Below are 15881 nucleotides of genomic sequence, written 5' to 3' on the forward strand. Positions count from 1 at the left end.
GTGTAGGGACGACGACCTGCGTACCGGCAGGCGTTTCGATCCAGCGCTGCATTGGGTAACCGGAATTGAGGGGTCGGTCACAAACGGCAACAGCAAAGGGGCACGGGCATGACTGCGCACGACGAGCAGGCCGCCGGCCGCAGCGACCACCGGCACCAGGCCGGCAGCAGCAGCGACGGCGGGAAACCGAATACCTCCGAAGTACCGGAACCCAGCGACGAAGCCAAAGAAACCGCAGCCGAAATGATGACGGCCTATGAGGACCGGCCGACGCTGGTGTTGCCCGGCTCCGGCAGGACCATTACCGGTACGGCGGTGGGGGACTGGCTCGACGAAAACGGTCATCCTCGATACGCCGACGACAAGGATTCGCCGGCGGCAAAAGCCAAGGCAGACAACGAGGAAACAGACGAAGACAGGAAGGTCGCGGAGAATCTGGACAGGGACAAGGCCTACAACGAGGAAGTTCTCAAGGCCGCCCGGGATGAGACAGCCGCGGGGGGCTAAGACGAACTAGCGCGCTACCCGGCGCGGGAGGACCAGGTCTAGAGCCCGGGAACCGGGGGTATCTGCGGGAAACCGATGCCGGGGATCTGCGGGATGGCCGGAATCGGCGGGATCTGCGGCACCGCCGGCGCTTGCTGGGTCGGCGGTGCCTGCGTGGTGGCCGGCGGCTGGGTCGTTGCGGGCGGCTGGGTTGTTGCGGGCGGCTGGGTTGTTGCGGGCGGCCGAGTGGTCGTAGGGGGCGCCGTCGTTGGGGGCGCCGTACTTTCCGGCGGTGGGGTTGTCGTCGGGGGCGGTGGTGTCGTTTCGGCGGTAGGAGGGGGTGCCTGGGTCGACGGCGGCGCTGGCGGCGGCGCTTGCGGCGCCGGTTCTTGGGTGCCGGGCGGTGGCGGCGCCGGCTCCGGGCTCCCCTCGGCCGGCGGCGCCGGGGCCGGCTCGGAAGTAGTCGGGGCCGGGCTCACCCCTGGCGACCGTGTCGCAGGCTTGTCGCTAGAGCCCAGCGCGATCGCCACCGCGGTGCCGACCAGCAGCACTGCGACGACCGTGCTGACGATGATCACGGCCGGCAGGCGATACCACGGGATGACCGGCGGCTCAGGCTTCGACTCCGTGGGCGTGTCATGGTCGAACGCCAGCTGCGGCCGGGCGGAGGTGTAGCCGGAACCGCCGGCATCGGCGTAGTCGCCGCCGGGCACCGGCAAGACGCGGGAATCATCGTCGGCTTCCGACCAGGCCAGCGCGGGCTGCAATGCCGACGCGGGCGCATCCGCGCCACCCGGTGCCAGCGAGGCAAGCGGCGGCGCCAGTGCCGTCGCGGCGACCGGCGGGGCCGACGTCAACACCGTCGCACTGGTGTCGGCGGGCCCTCGGGCCGCCCGCAACGCCGCGCCGATAGCGGCGGTCAGTTGCGGGCGCGGCGCCGTGACCACCGGAACGCCAAATCGCCCCGACAGCGTCGTGGTGACCGACGCGATGTTGGCACCACCACCGACGGAAATGATCGCGACCAGGTCCGCCGGGTGAATTCCGTTGCGCGCCAACGTCTGTTCCACAGCCGCGGCGACACCAGCCAACGCCTCGCGAATCGTCTCGTCAAGCTCGTTTCGGGTGAGCCGGATTTCGCCATGCATCCCCGGCAACTCGTCGGCCAGGGTGGTCACCGTGCTCTGGGAGAGCCGCTGCTTGGCATTGCGGCATTCGATCCGCAGCCGGTTCAACGAGCCGATGGCCGCGGTCCCCGACGGGTCGAAAGAACCGGTGGCCGGCATCTCCGACAGTACGTAGGTCAGTAGCGCCTGGTCGATCAGATCACCGGAGAAGTCTCGATGCCGGACCGTCGCGGCGACCGGCTGATAGTCGCCGGTCGCATCGACCAGCGTGATGCTGGTTCCGCTGCCGCCGAAGTCACAGACCGCGACGATGCCGCGGGCTGGTATGCCGGGGTTGGCCCGCATCGCGAACAGCGCGGCCGCCGCGTCGGGGATCAGGATTGGCGGGGCGTCGTGCGACCATTCCGGCACCCGGCTCAGCGCGGCACCCAACGCGTCGACCGCGGCCGTCCCCCAGTGGGCGGGATAGGTCAGCGCGACATCGTCGGGCAGGGCCCGCCCACCGGTGGCGGTGTAGGCCAGAGCACGCAGACTGTCGACCACCAGAGCCTCGCTGCGGTGAATCGAGCCGTCGGCCGCGACGATGCCGACCGGGTCCCCCACCCGGTCCACGAAGTCGCTCATGACCAGGCCGGGCTGATCCAGTCTCGAGTTTTCCGACGGCAGTCCCACCTCGGGCGGGCGCTGTCGATACAAAGTCAGCACCGGCTTGCGGGTGATCGCGTGGTCGGCGGTCACCGCCGCCAGGTTGGTGGCACCGATCGACAGACCCAGTGCGGGCCGTGGTCCTTCTGCCATGGTTAGTCCCCGTCCGGCTGCGCGCCCCCGCGCCCGCCTACCCGAAATTGTGCCGTCTACACCTATAGCCGTTCTTTGCGCCGGCTATGCGCGAGCTGTATAACGACATGGCTCAGCGGATGGTGCCAGCGCCGGGAATCAGGGGCAGGTCCAGCGCGGTCACCCAGCCCGGAGACAGGTCGTTGACGGCCGGGACGGCATTGAGCGCCCGCATCCCGGTCGCCAGGCACCCGGCGGTGGCCGCATCGCGGCCCGAGCCGTCGGTGAACCGGAACGCGGTTTCCTGGAAGATGCTGGGGGTTCCGTCGATGTCCACCCGGTAGACGTCGTCGTCGTGACCTGAGGGCCAGTCGGGTGCGGCGTCGCGACCGATGCGGTTGACGTGCTCGAGTTGAATGCGCGTCTCGCCACGGTAGATGCCGTTGATGGTGAAGCGGACGGCGGCGACCTGGCCGGGCTTGATGACGCCCTTCACCGACTGGCGCTCGGTGGGCGTCACCCACTTGTCCCAGGTGGTGGTGATCTCGTCGAGCATGATCCCGGCAGCGTGGGCGATCATCGGGACGGTGGCGCCCCACGCGAAAATTAATACGTCGCGGTTTTCCAGGATCGGGCTGAATTCGGGTTCCCGCCCGATTCCCATTTCCTTCTCGTAGTCGCCTTCGTAGTTGGTGTAATCCAGCAGCTCGGCGGCCCGTACCCGCCGTACCTCCGAACACAGTCCCATCAACGTCATGGGGAACAGGTCGTTGGCGAATCCCGGGTCGATGCCGGTGGTGAAACAGGAGGACTGCCCCAGCTCGCACGCCTCGGTGATGGGCTGGATCCACTGCGGCGGGTTCAGGTGCATTGTCGGCCAGATCCACGGTGTCATCGCGGTCGAGCACACGTCGATGCCGGCCCGCAGGAACCGGGTGATCAGTGCGACGTTGGCGTCGGCGCGCATCGCGGTCGGTCCGTAGTGCACCAATGCGTCAGGCTTGAGCGCGATCAGGGCGTCGACGTCGTCGGTGGCGACGATGCCCACCGGCTCGGGCAGCCCGCAGACCTCGGCTACGTCGCGCCCGACCTTGCCTGGATTGCTGACACCGACCCCCACCAGCTCGAACAGCGGATGCTTGACGATTTCGGCGATCACCATCTTGCCGACGAAGCCGGTGCCCCAGACGACTACTCGCTTCGCGTCCCGTTGCGACATCAACTGCCACCTCCCGGCTTCACCCTAAGCGACGCGAAGCCGCAAGCCGGGACAAGGCTTGGGCAAGGCCAGGACAAAGCTGGCACACCTCTAGCATCGGAGCGGTGCGAAGCCGGCCAGCGTTGAGTGCGTGGCGCTTCGTGGCGGTGTTCGGCGTGGTCAGCCTGCTCGCCGACTTCGTCTACGAGGGCGCGCGGTCGATCACCGGTCCGCTGCTGGCGTCCCTGGGTGCGACCGGACTGGTGGTCGGCGTGGTGACCGGCATCGGCGAGGCCGCCGCGTTGGCGCTGCGGTTGGTGTCGGGTCCCCTGGCAGATCGAACCCGACGATTCTGGGCGTGGACGGTTGCCGGCTACGCGCTGACGCTGATCACGGTTCCGCTGCTGGGAGTCGCGGGCGCGTTGTGGGTCGCCTGCAGCTTGGTGATCGGCGAGCGTGTCGGCAAGGCGGTGCGCAGTCCCGCCAAGGACACGTTGCTGTCGCACGCCGCCAGTGTCACGGGTCGCGGCCGCGGCTTTGCGGTGCACGAGGCGCTCGACCAGGTGGGGGCGGTGATCGGCCCGCTGACCGTGGCCGGGGTGCTCGCCGTCACCGGCAACGACTACGCTCCCGCGCTCGGGGTGCTGGCGCTGCCGGGTGCGGCGGCGCTGGCGCTGCTGCTGTGGCTGCGGGTCCGAGTGCCGCATCCGGACTCCTACGAAGATCCAGCGGCTCCCGCAGCATCACCCGATGGTGTTGCAGCGCAACGGTTCTGGGCGTTGCCGCCACGGTTCTGGCTTTATTGCGGATTCACCGCGGTCACCATGTCCGGCTTCGCCACGTTCGGGTTGTTGTCGTTTCACATGGTCACCCACGGCGTGCTGAGCGCTGCCACGGTGCCGGTGGTCTACGCGGCCGCGATGGCCGCGGATGCGCTGGCCGCTCTGGCTTCCGGCTACAGCTACGACCGGTTCGGTGGGAAAAGCCTTGCGGCACTGCCGCTTCTGTCGATCATGGTGGTCTTGTTCGCCTTCAGCGGCAACACCGCGATGGTAGTAGTGGGCGCGCTGTTGTGGGGTGCGGCCGTGGGGATCCAGGAATCCACGCTGCGGGCGGTGGTCGCCGACATGGTCACCGCCCCGCGGCGAGCCAGCGCCTACGGCGTGTTCGCGGCCGGACTGGGCGCGGCAAGCGCGGCCGGTGGCGCCCTCGTCGGCTGGCTGTACGAAATCTCCACCGGCACGGTGGTCGTGGTGGTGGTCGCAATCCAGTTGGTTGCGCTGCTCAGCATGTTCACCATCGGGTTACCGCGCGTTGCGGCGCCAAAGCGGACCCAAACCCCTTACATGCCGTCCTAAGTGGTGACACGATGGACAACCATGACCAGTCGATCGGCAGCCAAGCTACGTCACCTCAAACGCCTGAGCGGACCCGCGACGGTGTGCGCTCTCGGCATCGGCTTCACAGCCACGTGTGGTCTGGCGAACGCGGATCCACTTCCTCAGCTACCGCAGGTCCGCTACGAGGTGAGTGGCAGCGGTGTCGCCGAGTACATCTCGTACCAAACCGACACCGGTCAGAAGCGTGCGGTCAATGTGGGTTTGCCATGGTCGACGCAGTTCACCGCCTTCGGGGCTCAGGTGTTCGTGCTCAGCGCGCAGGGGCCGGGCAGCATCACCTGCAGAATTCTGCTCGACGGCAACGTGGTGACACAGCAGACGGCGACGGGCGCGCCGGGGCACACGGTCTGCACGCATTGACATTGCCGGGTCACTAACTCGACCGCCGGCGGTTTAAGCTCGCCAATGTCACCCTTCACCGACGAAGCGGGACAAAGGAGGAGCACGGTGGACCTCAAGACTGACCGCAATGCCGGCCTGGTGCCCCGGGTGAACGGGACGCCGCCACCGGAGGTTCCACTCTCCGACATCGATCTGGGTTCGCTGGAATTCTGGGGCCGCGACGACGACTTTCGCGACGGCGCCTTCGCCACCTTGCGACGGGAAGCTCCGGTCTCGTTCTGGCCGGCGCTCGAACTGCCGGGATTCACCGGTGGCGCCGGGCATTGGGCACTGACCCGCCACGACGACATCTTCTTCGCCAGCCGCCATCCGGAGGTCTTCCATTCCTCCCCCAACATCACGATCAACGACCAGACGCCGGAATTGGCGGAGTACTTCGGCTCGATGATCGTGCTCGACGATCCCCGGCACCAGCGGCTGCGCTCCATCGTCAGCAGGGCGTTCACACCCAAGGTGGTGGCCCGCATCGAGGCGTCGGTGCGCGACCGTGCGCAGCGACTGGTCGCGGCGATGATCACCAACCATCCCGACGGCCAAGCCGACCTGGTCAGCGAGCTGGCCGGGCCGCTGCCGTTGCAGATCATCTGCGACATGATGGGGATTCCCGAAGAGGACCACCATCGGATATTCCATTGGACCAATGTGATTCTCGGGTTCGGCGACCCGGATCTGACGACCGATTTCGAAGAGTTTCTTCACGTTTCGATGGACATCGGCGCCTATGCCACCGCACTGGCCGATGACCGCCGCGTCAACCATCACAACGATCTGACGACGAGTCTGGTGGAAGCCGAGGTCGACGGCGAGCGGCTGTCGTCGTCGGAGATCGCGATGTTCTTCATCCTGCTGGTGGTGGCCGGCAACGAGACCACCCGCAACGCGATCAGCCACGGCGTGCTGGCGCTGTCGCGCTATCCGGAGGAACGACAAAGGTGGTGGTCCAACTACGACGCGCTGGCGCATACCGCGGTCGAGGAGATCGTGCGCTGGGCCTCTCCGGTGGTCTACATGCGCCGCACCCTGAGCGAGGACGTCGAACTCAGAGGCGCCAAGATGGCCGCCGGCGACAAGGTCTCACTGTGGTATTGCTCGGCCAACCGGGATGAGTCGAAATTTGCCGATCCGTGGCGGTTCGACGTGGCGCGCGACCCCAACCCACACTTGGGCTTCGGCGGTGGCGGCGCGCATTTCTGCCTGGGGGCCAACCTGGCTCGCCGCGAGATCCGGGTGGTATTCGACGAACTGCGCCGGCAAATGCCCGACGTCGTCGTGACCGAGGAGCCGGCCCGGTTGCTGTCGCAGTTCATTCACGGCATCAAATGCCTGCCGGTGGCCTGGAATCAATGAGATGCCCGACGTTGACGTCTGTGTGGTGGGCGCCGGATTCGCTGGCTTGACGGCCGCGCTTCGGCTCAAACAGGCCGGTCGTTCCGTCACGTTGCTGGAGGCGCGCGACCGGGTTGGCGGCCGCACCTTCACCGTCGAGCGTGACGACGGATCCTGGATCGACAAGGGCGGTGCCTGGATCGGGCCGACCCAGGACCGAATCTATGCGCTGATGCACGAATTCGGGGTCTCGGCCTTCAAACAGTACACCGGCGGCGAAGCCATGATGGTGGTCGACGGCAAGCAGCATCGCTACCAGGGCACTGTCCCGTGGACCATGAGCCCGTGGGCCTCGTTGAATCTTGGCGCGGCCATGTTCGAAATCGGCCAGATGTGCAAGACGATCCCGCTCGAGGCCCCATGGGAAGCCAACAAGGCCGCCAAGTGGGATCGCATGACGCTGGCCCAGTGGCTGCGCACCAACGTCATGTCCAAGGCGGCCCACGACCTGCTGGAAACCGCCATCGCCGGCACCTATACCTCGGACGCTTCCGAGGTCTCCATGCTGTTCGTTCTCTATCAGATGGCATCAGGCGGTGGGCCCGGTTTCGTACTGGGTGGCGAGGGCGGCTCGCAAGACTCCCGGCCAGTGGGAGGTATGGGTGCCATCTACCGGCCGATGGCCGCCGAGCTGGATGACGCGATCAAGTTGTCCCGGCCGGTGCGGTCCATCAGCCAGGACTCCGACGGCGCCACCGTGCAAGCGGACGGTCTAACGGTGCGGGCCGGTCGGGTCATCGTCGCGGTGCCGTTGGCCATCGCCAGCCAAATCGTCTATGAGCCAATGCTTCCCACCGATCGGTCGTTTCTGCATCAGCGGATGCCCAGCGGTGCGATCGTCAAGGTCTCGATCGTCTACGACGAGCCCTTCTGGCGTGCCTGCGGCCTCTCCGGCCAAAGCGCTGCGCCGGGATCGCTGGCGACGCTCACCATCGACGGCTGCCCCGACACCGGCGGCCCCGGCGTGCTGGTGGTGGTCATCGAGGGCCCCACCGCTCGGCAATACGAGCGTCTTGACGCGGCCGGGCGCCGCCAGGCGGTGCTCGACACCCTGGTGGACCGGTTCGGCGCCAAGGCCGGCAGGCCGGTGGACTACGTGGAGCAGAACTGGAACCGTGAGCGTTATTCCGGGGGCGGGATGATCAGCCACGCACCCCCGGGTGTGCTCACCCAGTTCGGGCATGCACTACGCAGGCCGTGCGGGCGCATTCACTGGGCGGGCACCGAGACATCGGCCACCATGTGCGGCTGGATCGATGGCGCGATTCGCTCCGGTGAGCGGGCCGCCAGCGAAGTCATGATGACCGAGACGCTGACGGTGGCCTAAGCGCATATACCAACAGCACCCGCGGGTATACACGCAGCCATTCCGGCGGCTGCGGGATCCGTGCGACGCAGGATGCGTTGTCGCCCAACCACTCCAGCGCACGGCGATACGCATCGACGTTGGCCGGGCGGAATGGGTAGCGATAGTAGCGGGCGAACGCTTCCACGTGCGCACGGAGGATCAACTTGCCGCTGCGGCCCTGCGGCATGTCCTCGAACACAATGATGCTGCGCCGCGCGACCCGGTAGCACTCCTTGATCAGCGCCAGGGGATCATGGCTGTGATGCAGCACCTCACTGAGCAACGCATGGTCAAATGACTTGCCTTGAACAGGAATTGAGGTGCCGTCGAACAGGCGGAACGGGATCTGGGTCCGGCGCGAGTCCTGCACGTCGACGCCGCTGGCGTTCACTCCGTACATCTCATGCAGATACGCCGACAGATAGCCGGTCCCGCACCCGACGTCGAGCACACTGTCCCCCTCGTCGAGGTAGCCCTCGAGCGCTCCCGCCTGTCCGCGCAACCGGGCCGACGGCCGCATGACGTTCAGCGCGTCCGAGAGAGCCGGTGGGGAAGACAGCCGCACGGCGATCATTGTGCCGTGAAAACCTCTCGGAGGGTGGGCGACCCGCTGCGGCGGCACCGGCGGATGCCACCACTCGATGACGCCGACCGCAGCGTTTACTCTCAAGCATGGCCATTCCCGCATTACCCGCCGCCGACGTGCTGGCCGCCCGGCAGAAGCTGGTGCTCGACCACTTCCACGACGAGGTCCGCCACGACTGGGACGCCGTGCTGGCGACGTTCCCGCATCCCCGCTACGAGCTGATCCCGCAAATGACCGTCCACGACGGCGACCAGGCGGTACGCGGTTACTACGGCTACACCCGGACGGCGTTCCCGGACCAGGACCACGAAATCATCGCCTTGCGCCACAGCGCCGATGCGGTGATCGTCGAGTTCTGGCTGATGGGAACCCACCGCGGCTACCTCGGCACGATCCCGCCCACCGGAAGCCGGTTCCGGGTCCGCATGACCGCGTACTTCGTCTTCGACGACACCGAAACACTTGTCTGCGAACGTATTTACTTCGACACGGTGACAATGGTCAAGCAGCTGGTCGGCGGCTTGGATCTGAAGAAGCCGGCGAACTGGCTAGTGGCGGCACGCTGCCTGCGTGGCTTGCTGACGATGTCGTCGGAGCAACCGGACCCCGCATTGACCAACACCACGCCGCCGGCCTTCGTCGATGCCCGGACTTAGGCGAGTACGCTTTCGCACCGAGGTCCCCGATGCTGAGAATCCCGCTGCGATGAGGCAAAGAATCCATCACCCGCTGTGCGGACTGTCGGCGGCCGTACTGTCGGCGGCCGCACTGTTGGCGGGCTGTGCCACCAACAGCGTCCGGGCCGGCACCAGCCCGGCCGGCAGTAAGCCGACAACGGTGGCCGTGCGCGCCAGCACACCACCGACCCCGGCAGGCCCACGCACCGAGAAATGGATCGCCCTGCAGGTCGGCGAGTGCGTGGCCGACCTGCCCCCGGCCGACCTCAGCCGGATCACTGTCACCGTGGTCGACTGTGCGACACCGCATTTGGCCGAGGTGTATCTGCGGGCGCCGGTGGCGGTCGACAACGCCATCGGCACCGTCGCGAACCGCGAATGTGCCGCCGGAATCGGGTCTTACACCGGGCAATCCGTAGACAGCGGCGCATATTCGGTGACCTATCTGATCGACTCCAACCAAGACAGAACCGGGGCCAACCCCACTCCCAGCACCGTCATCTGCCTACTGCAAGCACCAAACGGTCAGCTTCTGACCGGATCCGCGCGTCACTGACGCGGTCTCGACGCGGTCTGGTCGAGGACACCGATGTTGTGGGCCGTATCGCGGCTTTCCTCCCGCGCAATGACCTCGACCCATTCCGACAACGGCGGTGGCGGGTTCAGGTGGCGTCTGATCCACCACGCAAAAATCGTATCGTGATCGTCGATGACTTTGGAGCGGTTGCTTTCCGGCTCGGCCAGCAGCTGCTGCGCGAATGTCCATGCCATGTCCCGAGATTGCCGCAGTTCTGCAGTGAGTAGGCCGATGTCGTCGCCGGTCAACTGCCTGCGGTAGCGGGCAAAGCCCGGCGAAATCTGTTCCGTGGCGTCGGCTATGACGTTGGCCTGACTCACCAGAATGTCATTGACCGCGTCGAAGTCGTTTCGCAGCGGCTCCAAGGAATCACCGGCGGTTTCGGCGGCGGTGATGCCCAGATCGAAGGTGTCGTGCGCGTTCATCCCGGTGAGCATGTGCTGCAACATGATCGGCTCATCGCTGTCGTTCGTCTCGAAGGCAGCCTGCCACACCTGCGACGGATTACCAGTGCCGCTGCCGAAATAGCCGTGCAGGGCATCGAAATAACGCCGCGCGAACGTCAAAATAAACCGGGTCGTGCGCGGTCCCGGGTAAGCCGCGCGCCATTGGACAGCCGCTGTGCGGCGCCGCCACTTCGGAACTCGTCATAGCCCTCCGATACCGGCCTATATAGGCGCCTACATAGGCAGAGCTAGCTCCGAACAGTGACAGAGTAGCGGCGGGCCAGCCGATGGGTGGCCAGTTCGGCAAACCAACACGGACCCGAAACCGCTGGTCAGGTGCTTAGGCCGACTAAATGTGAGGCGTGACCGTGTCGACGCAGACGCAACAACGATCGGACCGGGTGAGCATCGGATGGGAGTCGTTTTCGCGCCAGAGCATTCCACCGCGCCAGGGCGCGAGCCCTGGCTACACTCGGTCGACGTCGAAGCGCCTGTCCCCGACTTTCTGGGAGTTGCCCCGTGGCCGATAACCACACGCCCGCCGGCACGCAGGGCGCTGACGGCCCCGCGGAGACCGAACCCGACTACCGGTTCACCCTGGCCAACGAGCGGACGTTCCTGGCTTGGCAGCGCACCGCCCTGGGACTGCTCGCCGCAGCGGTCGCCCTGGTGCAACTCGTCCCGGAGCTGGCAATCCCCGGCGCCCGCCGGATGCTGGGGGTGGCGCTCGCGGCGCTGGCAATCCTCACCAGCGGGATGGGCCTGCTGCGCTGGCGGCAGGCCGATCGTGCCATGCGCCGCGGCCGGCCCCTGCCCCGTCATCCCACGCCCGCGTACCTGGCGGTGGGTCTGGCCGTGGTCGGGATCGTGGCGCTCGGCTTGGTGATCGTGAAGGCGGTCCGGGGTTGAGCCAGCCGGCGGCGACCGGCGGGACATCGGATCGCGGCCTGCAGGCGGAACGGACGACGCTGGCCTGGACCAGGACGTCGTTCGCATTGCTGGTCAACGGCGTGTTGCTCACACTTAAGAATCTGCACGGCGATCACGGCGCGCTGGGGTTGATCCCGGCCGGCCTGGCCGCCCTTGCGGCCTCGTGCGGCTACGCGATCGCTTGGCAGCGGCAACGAACGCTGAGCCGCCCCCGACCCGCGCGAATCACTGCGCGCCGCCAGGTCTACATCGTCGGGTCAGCGGTGCTGGTGCTCATGGTCGTGACCGCGCTTGCCCAATTGCTGTAGTGGTATCTTGGCGCAATTCCGTTGTACCGAAACGTCTTTCGACGAAACCGGTCAGCAACCGAGCTGATCGGCAAGGTCGAGGAAATCGGCGGCGTTGATGTCGAACTCGTCCTCGTAAGCCACGTCGGCGTCACCGCCGGGACCGAATTCCAGCGGGCGGGCGACAAAGGCGGTGCGGAACCCGAGTTCGGCCGCGGCACGGATGTCGTACTTGTGGCTTGCCACCATCATGATCTCGGCGGGTTCGAGTCCGAGGTAGGTCGCGGCCATGTGGTAGACGGCCGGATCAGGTTTGAACGCCCCCACCATCTCCGCGGCGAAAATCGCATCCCACGGCAAACCCGCCCGTTTGGAAATGTTGATCACCGCACTGACGTCGGCGTTCGACAGGGTGGCTAACGTGTAGTCGCGTTTCAGCCGGGTCAGTCCGGCCACCGTGTCCGGCCACGGCCTCAGACGCTGCCAGGCCAAGGTGAGTTCATCGCGCTCGGCAGCGGAGAAATCGGTGATTCCGGATTCGTCGAGGACCGTGTCGAGGGAGCGCCGATACACCGAGGACACCGAGATCCACTTGCCATGCTCGCTCGGTGCGGCCTTCAACGTGGTGAAGTAACCCGCACGCCAGCGGGTGACTACCTCGGCCCAGTCAACGCCGGGGTGTCGGCCGGCGCTGATCCGCTGAGCTTCCTCACAGACAGTCGAATGGAAATCCGTCGCCGTCCCTTGCACGTCGAAAATGATCGCTTTCACCATGGGTTCATCATGCAGCCTGGCCGCAAACCAAAGGCCGGCGGGCCGCCAATCAAAGCGCGTTACCGCAGCGTCGCAGGGGTGCTTTGACGAGCTATGCGAATTTCGGCGTTTGCCCTGATAACGGCGCCAAGTGTCGCGCCGGCCGGTGCGGTCGCGACGACGTCTGGCAGCTAGGCCTAAGACTTTGAATCTCGATAAGGAAATATCTTTTCCTTCTCCGCAAGTGGCCCACGACCCCGGGTATCGCCGAGGACACGTCCGACCCAACTGCCGCCGCTCGGACACTCTTGCTGCGCGGTCGCTACTGCGCGAGTTCTTTGCCGTCGGTCCCCGGGCGCTGGATACCATGAGCCGACGTGCGGAGATTCCGCCGCTGACCTGGGATGAGTTGGGCGTGAGCGAGTTGCTGCCGACGGGAACGGTGACGCTGCTGCTGGCTGATGTCGAGGGCTCGACGCGGCTGTGGGAGACCCAGCCCGAGAACATGACCGCGGCGCTGGCCCGGCTCAACACCACCGTCAACAAGGCCATCGCCGCCCACGACGGGGTGCGCCCCCTCGAGCAGGGCGAGGGGGACAGCTTCGTGGCCGCATTTGCCCGCGCCAGCGACGCGGTGGCCTGCGCGCTCGAGCTGCAGCGCGCGCCGCTGGCCCCGATCCGGCTGCGCATCGGGATCCACACCGGCGAGATTCAGCTACGCGACGAATCCAACTACGCCGGCCCCACCATCAACCGCACCGCGCGGCTGCGCGATCTGGCCCATGGCGGCCAAACCGTGTTGTCCGGGGCGACCCAGCCGCTGGTTGTCGATCGGCTCCCCGAGGGGGTGTGGCTGGCCGATCTGGGCAGCCACCCGTTGCGGGACCTGCCGCGCCCGGAGCGCGTCGTCCAGCTGTGCCATCCCGACCTGCGCAACGAATTCCCGCCACTTCGCGTCCGCAATATCGCTGCGCCTAACCTTCCGGCGCAGTTGACGAGCTTCGTCGGGCGCCAGGCCGAAATGGCGGAGTTGCGCCGTCTGGTCGCCAGCGAGCGGCTGGTGACATTGACCGGGGCCGGTGGCGCCGGCAAGACCCGCCTTGCGGTGCAGGTCGCCAACCAACTCGGCACCGAGTTCGGCGAAGGGCTGTGGTACATAGACCTGGCTCCCATCACCGACCCCGACGTCACACCGGTGACCGTTGCGCGCGCGCTGGGTCTGCCCGACCAACCGGGCCGCTCCACCATGGACTTGCTGATCCGATTCCTCGGCGAGCGCAAAGCCCTTCTGCTGCTTGATAATTGCGAACATCTGCTCGACGCGTGCGATAGCCTGGTCGTCACGCTGCTCGCGGCCTGCCCACGGCTGACGATCCTAGCCACCAGCCGCGAGCCGCTGGGGGTGCCCGGCGAACTGAGCTGGCGAGTGCCGTCGCTGTCCGTGACCGACGAGGCCGTCGCGCTGTTCACCGACCGCGCCCGCCACGCCCGCCCCGAGTTCGGTGTCGACAACGAAAATATCGCGCTGGTCGAAGAAATCTGCCGCCGCCTGGACGGCATGCCGCTGGCGATCGAGCTTGCGGCAGCCCGTATCCGGGCGCTGTCGTTGCAGCAGATCGTCGACGGCCTGCATGACCGGTTCCGGTTGCTCACCGGCGGCGCGCGCACCGCGGTGCGACGCCAGCAGACGCTGCGGGCCTCGGTGGACTGGTCGCATGCGCTGTTGACCGAGCCCGAGCGGGTGCTGTTTCGCCGGTTGGCGGTGTTCGCCGGCGGATTCGATCTCGATGCCGCCCAAGCCGTCGCCGCCGGCAGCGAAGTCGAAAGCTACCAGCTGCTTGATCAACTAAGCCTGTTGGTCGACAAGTCATTGGTGGTCGCCGACGACACCGGCGACGGGATGCGATACCGGTTGCTGGAAACCGTGCGCCAGTACGCGCTGGAGAAGCTCGACGAGTCCGCCGAGACCGACCAGGTGCGCACCCGCCACCGCGATTACTACACGGGTATGGCCGCCCAATTGGAGGCACATGGCCACTGGGCCGACGAGCGGCTGCTGCATTGGGCGCAAACCGAAATCGACAATCTGCGAGCGGCATTCACCTGGAGTCGGACAACCGGCGACCCGGACGCCGCCCTACAGCTCATTTTGTCGTTGCGGCCCTTGTGGTTACGAGGCGGGCGCGTCAAAGAGGCGCTGGCCGGTCTGTCGGCCATCTTTGCCGACGCGGATCGCTCGGCAATAGCGCCAGCGGTCTGGGCTGGATCGGTGGCACAGTACAGCATCCTCGCCAGCTGGGTCGGCATTCCAGCGGAGCTGGGGCGAGCACAGGAGGCGCTGGCCGTCGCTCGTGAGCTTGACGATCCCGGGCTGATCGCCCGCGCCCTGATCGCGTGCGGGATGCTTGCCCTCTACGACCCCGGGTTGCGCTGGCCCTACTTCGACGAGGCGGTCGATCTGGTCCGGGCGAGCGGTGATCGGCGAAGCCTGTGCCAAATCTTCAGCTATCAAGCGACCGCAGCAGTGTTGGCCGGTGAACCCATCCCCGCGATTGCGGCCGGCGAACAAGGACGTGACCTCGCCGACGCGCTGGGCGACCGATTCTTCTCGCGAAACTGCCGAGCCTGGATGAGCACCGCATTGATGATTCGGGGAGACCTCGCCGGGGCCGCGGAGATGGTTCGCGGTGTGATCGAGGAGGTCGAGGCGACCGGTGACCTCACCATGGCGGTATTCAGTTACGTCAGCCTCAGCGAAGTGCTCTCATTCCACGGCCAGGCCGACGCTGCCCTGGCCGCAGCGCAGTCCGCGCTGGCGGCGGCAACCATGATGGGCGGGTATTTCGCCGACGCGGTGTACTCGGTGTTCGCCAACGCCGCCTTGGCCCGCGGTGACGCCGCGGCAGCCAGGAAAGCGGCCGAGACGGCCCTGGAGCAGACCAATCCGCTGCGCGAGGTGTTCACCAGGAGCGTTGCCCCGCTGCCCGAGGCCTTGTTGGCATGCGGTGAACTGACCGCCGCCCGACGGCTGGCCGACGAGATGGTGGCGGTGGTGCCGGGCTGGTACCGGCTGATGGCGCTGCTGGCGCGGGCGTTTGTCGCGCTGGCACAGGACGAGCCGGAACAGGCCGCGCGCGATGCCCACGACGCCCTCACGATCGCCGCCCGCACCCAGGGGTATCTGCGAGTGGACGACACGCTGGAATGCCTTGCCCGCCTTGCTGTCAGCGACGGCAACCATCCGTACGCGGCGCGTCTGCTGGGCGCGGCGGAGGCGATCCGGCAGCGCATGGGCCATCCCCGCTTCACGATGTATCAAGCGGGGTATGACGCTGCTGTCGCTTGCATTCGAGAGGCGTTGGGGCAAAGCGATTTCGATGCCTTCTGGGCGGAGGGCGCTCGACTTTCCACCGAGGAGGCGATCGGGTATGCACAACGCGGTTGAGCGCGGCCCGGTGCGCGAGCAGACACAGAGTCGCACGCGCGGGGTCCGCGCCGTGC

14 protein-coding genes and 1 pseudogene are annotated in these 15881 nt (G+C 66.9%); 10 read left to right on the forward strand and 5 right to left on the reverse strand.

Going from position 1 to position 15881, the window contains the following annotated elements; genetic code table 11:
* Positions 1-108: 108 nt before the first annotated feature.
* Positions 109-507, forward strand: coding sequence for a hypothetical protein (locus EET10_RS17335; RefSeq protein WP_081260364.1), 399 nt, complete (start codon positions 109-111; stop codon positions 505-507).
* Between the two features lie 38 nt (positions 508-545).
* Here the strand turns inward: EET10_RS17335 and EET10_RS17340 are convergent, their stop codons facing one another.
* Together EET10_RS17340 and EET10_RS17345 are read right to left on the reverse strand one after the other, a co-directional pair.
* The gene (locus tag EET10_RS17340; RefSeq protein ID WP_122502349.1) at positions 546-2411 is read right to left on the reverse strand and encodes an Hsp70 family protein; all 1866 of its coding nucleotides are present in this window, start codon (positions 2409-2411) and stop codon (positions 546-548) included.
* Positions 2412-2523: 112 nt separating this feature from the next.
* Positions 2524-3609: an NAD(P)H-dependent amine dehydrogenase family protein gene (locus EET10_RS17345; RefSeq protein ID WP_036402631.1), complete on the reverse strand. Its 1086-nt coding sequence runs from the start codon at positions 3607-3609 to the stop codon at positions 2524-2526.
* Between the two features lie 95 nt (positions 3610-3704).
* On the opposite strand from EET10_RS17345, the gene EET10_RS17350 reads away from it, so the two are divergent.
* The 4 genes from EET10_RS17350 (at position 3705) to EET10_RS17365 (ending at position 8103) form a co-directional block, all read left to right on the forward strand.
* Entirely contained in the window at positions 3705-4946 is a 1242-nt protein-coding gene (locus tag EET10_RS17350; protein WP_051490484.1) for an MFS transporter, read from the forward strand.
* 21 nt (positions 4947-4967) lie between these two features.
* On the forward strand, positions 4968-5348 hold the full coding sequence (locus EET10_RS17355; protein ID WP_036402630.1) for an MmpS family transport accessory protein: 381 nt from the start codon (positions 4968-4970) through the stop codon (positions 5346-5348).
* 87 nt (positions 5349-5435) lie between these two features.
* Positions 5436-6737, forward strand: coding sequence for a cytochrome P450 (locus EET10_RS17360; protein ID WP_036402629.1), 1302 nt, complete (start codon positions 5436-5438; stop codon positions 6735-6737).
* A gap of 1 nt (position 6738) precedes the next feature.
* The gene (locus tag EET10_RS17365; RefSeq protein WP_036402627.1) at positions 6739-8103 is read left to right on the forward strand and encodes a flavin monoamine oxidase family protein; all 1365 of its coding nucleotides are present in this window, start codon (positions 6739-6741) and stop codon (positions 8101-8103) included.
* Here the strand turns inward: EET10_RS17365 and EET10_RS17370 are convergent.
* Positions 8072-8698: a class I SAM-dependent methyltransferase gene (locus tag EET10_RS17370; protein WP_036402626.1), complete on the reverse strand. Its 627-nt coding sequence runs from the start codon at positions 8696-8698 to the stop codon at positions 8072-8074. The two genes, EET10_RS17365 and EET10_RS17370, sit on opposite strands and share 32 nt — an antisense overlap.
* 98 nt (positions 8699-8796) lie before the next feature.
* On the opposite strand from EET10_RS17370, the gene EET10_RS17375 reads away from it, so the two are divergent.
* Together EET10_RS17375 and EET10_RS17380 are read left to right on the forward strand one after the other, a co-directional pair.
* On the forward strand, positions 8797-9366 hold the full coding sequence (locus EET10_RS17375; protein ID WP_036402621.1) for an ester cyclase: 570 nt from the start codon (positions 8797-8799) through the stop codon (positions 9364-9366).
* Between the two features lie 49 nt (positions 9367-9415).
* Positions 9416-9943, forward strand: coding sequence for a hypothetical protein (locus EET10_RS17380; protein WP_051490483.1), 528 nt, complete (start codon positions 9416-9418; stop codon positions 9941-9943).
* Here EET10_RS17380 and EET10_RS17385 read toward each other — a convergent pair.
* Positions 9937-10542, reverse strand: a pseudogene (locus EET10_RS17385) (DUF5995 family protein); the annotation flags it as partial. The gene EET10_RS17380 and the pseudogene EET10_RS17385 sit on opposite strands and share 7 nt — an antisense overlap.
* Before the next feature lie 387 nt (positions 10543-10929).
* Between EET10_RS17385 and EET10_RS17390 the strand changes: the two are divergent.
* Both EET10_RS17390 and EET10_RS17395 read left to right on the forward strand, forming a co-directional pair.
* On the forward strand, positions 10930-11319 hold the full coding sequence (locus tag EET10_RS17390) for a YidH family protein (RefSeq protein WP_063466377.1): 390 nt from the start codon (positions 10930-10932) through the stop codon (positions 11317-11319).
* A complete protein-coding gene (locus tag EET10_RS17395; protein WP_036402612.1) occupies positions 11316-11648 on the forward strand; it encodes a DUF202 domain-containing protein in 333 nt (110 codons plus the stop codon). The genes EET10_RS17390 and EET10_RS17395 overlap by 4 nt, the downstream gene beginning before the upstream one ends.
* A 51-nt stretch (positions 11649-11699) precedes the next feature.
* Here EET10_RS17395 and EET10_RS17400 read toward each other — a convergent pair whose 3' ends face one another.
* On the reverse strand, positions 11700-12401 hold the full coding sequence (locus EET10_RS17400) for a haloacid dehalogenase type II (protein WP_023365156.1): 702 nt from the start codon (positions 12399-12401) through the stop codon (positions 11700-11702).
* 346 nt (positions 12402-12747) lie between these two features.
* Here EET10_RS17400 and EET10_RS17405 point away from each other — a divergent pair, with 346 nt between their 5' ends.
* Positions 12748-15825 carry an ATP-binding protein gene (locus EET10_RS17405; RefSeq protein WP_122502350.1) on the forward strand — a complete coding sequence of 1026 codons (3078 nt, stop codon included), beginning with the start codon at positions 12748-12750 and terminating at the stop codon, positions 15823-15825.
* Positions 15826-15881 lie beyond the last annotated feature (56 nt).

This window comes from Mycobacterium pseudokansasii (assembly GCF_900566075.1).
Lineage (GTDB): Bacteria > Actinomycetota > Actinomycetes > Mycobacteriales > Mycobacteriaceae > Mycobacterium > Mycobacterium pseudokansasii.